The sequence below is a fragment of the Candidatus Cloacimonadota bacterium genome, from assembly GCA_011372345.1.
Classification (GTDB): domain Bacteria; phylum Cloacimonadota; class Cloacimonadia; order Cloacimonadales; family TCS61; genus DRTC01.
The window spans coordinates 1-2,243 of sequence record DRTC01000274.1 but is presented as its reverse complement, the minus strand read 5'-3'; the positions used below and the strand labels follow the sequence as shown (position 1 = coordinate 2,243).

The 2,243-nt window shown below is 38.7% G+C and carries 2 protein-coding genes; both read right to left on the bottom strand.

All coding sequences use genetic code 11. The features are described 5' to 3' along the window. Positions 1-274: 274 nt before the first annotated feature. On the bottom strand, positions 275-1,084 hold the full coding sequence (locus tag ENL20_05375) for a kinase/pyrophosphorylase (GenBank protein HHE37986.1): 810 nt from the start codon (positions 1,082-1,084) through the stop codon (positions 275-277). 78 nt (positions 1,085-1,162) lie between these two features. Further along, positions 1,163-2,131 carry an RluA family pseudouridine synthase gene (locus ENL20_05370; GenBank protein ID HHE37985.1) on the bottom strand — a complete coding sequence of 323 codons (969 nt, stop codon included), beginning with the start codon at positions 2,129-2,131 and terminating at the stop codon, positions 1,163-1,165. Positions 2,132-2,243 lie beyond the last annotated feature (112 nt).

Here is a 2,243-nt window from a genome sequence, read left to right as displayed (position 1 = left end):
TTCCCACGCCGGAGCGTGGGAACGAGTAAATAATCAAAAACTTTCCAAATCTTTAAGATTTGACAAGTTTTTGATTATTTACTCGATCCCACGCTCCGGCGTGGGATTGTCTTCCTGCTCCTCTTATGTTCCTTCTCTTACAAAGAGAAGGACAGCAGGATGAGTCAGAACGAATCAAAGAACAACGAGAGGAAGCAGAAAAACATTCTGACCCTCACCTTTTATGAAACTTGCCAAATCTTTAAGATTTGGCAAGTTTTTGATTATAAAGATATCACCTCTTTAATTGTGACTTCCTTGCCATCGCAATGATCTCAGAAGCAATCTCTTCTATGGATTTCATCGTAACATTGATGATCGTCCATTTTGGATGTCTATGGTAAAGGTTTCTTGCGTATTGCATTTCTCTTTTCACGAATTCATAATCCGCATAATCTCCGGTCGCCTGCAGAAGATGATCATGCCGTGCTTTTCGTAAGATCGAGAGCCTTCTTGGATCGGATACAAGGCAGAAAACTCTTTCCGGTTCAATCTCATAAACCTGCGGCATAGGTTCCATCTTGAATATGATCGGAACATTTGCTACAAACCAGAGCTTAAATGCGAGATAGATGCTCAATGGTGTTTTGAATGTCCTCGAAACTCCAAGCAGCACGATTTCAGCTTTTTTCAACTCATGGGCTCTTTGACCGTCATCATGTTTAAAAGCGAAGTTCATGGTCTCTACTCGTCTGAAATAAGATTCATTTATGAGTTTGAACAGACCTGGTTCTTCGGAAGGAGAAGTTGCAAGTTCATCGGACAATCTTGCTAAGAGAGGTCCCATCAGGTCAATTGTATCAACATTATTATATCTGGCGATTCGGAACAGTTTTTCCCGCAGCTCATCCGAAACTAAAGTATGGATTATAAAACCATCATTATAGGAAGCTTCTTGAATAACCTCCTGGATATGTTCTTCATCGATTATCCCGGGTCGTCTTACTATTTTGATCTTTGGTTTGGGGAATTGAGTCAGAGCAGCCTTCAATGTTTGTTCTGCTGTTCTTCCCGAACCATCTGAAACAATATAGACTTTTTTCAATTCTTTCTCCTCTCATGATCAAACAATTAATGAAACTTGACTTATGACGAAGTCCGGAGTTAAATTTCCTTTTTCACACTAACCTGAGAAATTCCGTTCCAGCCATTCGAGTGTATATCTCATATCTTCCGGCAAGTCTATCTCAATATCGATTGCCCTGCCCGTTATTGGATGCTCAAAACTCAATCTATAAGAATGCAGAGCCTGTCTTTTAAGGTGATTAGCAAGAAGATATTTAACCTTCTTCTGTAAATGAACAGGGATTTGATTTATAGTTCTTTTCAGATTTGAATATGTTCCGTCCCCTAAAACAGGACAATTCAGATGAGACATATGAACTCTTATCTGGTGCGTTCTTCCGGTTTCGAGTTTTACTTCTAAATGTGAGAAAAAATCAAATTCTTTGATCACCCTATAATATGTGATCGCCTTTTTCCCGGAATCTGCTACCGACATTTTTTTTCTGTCTTTCCTGCTCCGATTTATGAAGGTGATGATCGTATCTTCTCTCTTTGCTGGAACTCCGGTAACGATCGCTTGATAATATTTCTCGATCTTCCTCTCTTGAAACATCTTTGAGAGCAGATAATGAACTCTGTCATTTTTTGCAACGATCATCAAGCCCGAAGTATTCTTATCAAGCCGATGAATTATTCCCGGTCGAAATTTATCATTCCCGGACGAGAGATCATCTTTGAAATGATAGACCAGAGCATTTACCAAAGTCCCTTTCGGATTTCCCGGAGCAGGATGAACTGTTAATCCCGCCTGTTTATTTATGATTATCAGGGATTCATCTTCATACACAATATTCAGAGTAATATCTTCCGGTTCCGGTAATAAATCGGTTCTCTCCGGTATTTCGATATTTATGATCTCACCTTTTTTCAGATGGTGGTTTTTTTTGACTGGTTTGCTATTTACTCTGATCTGATTTTCTTTGATAAGTCTGTCAATGAATGATCTCGAATACAATCTTTTATCATTCAGACTGACAATATATTTATCGATTCTTTGAGATGTTTCTTCCTGATATATTATTTCCATTCAAATCGGGATTAAAATTCTAATTCTTTTGTCTTATCCGTTTTTTTCCTATCCAGATTAGTTAATGCAATAACCGCTCCTTTTGCTTCACCTCTGGCATCCCTGATAATCC

Excerpts from the sequence above, each read along its gene's own strand:
- ENL20_05370 (HHE37985.1), bottom strand. The coding sequence starts at position 2,131 with ATGGAAATAATATATCAGGAAGAAACATCTCAAAGAATCGATAAATAT.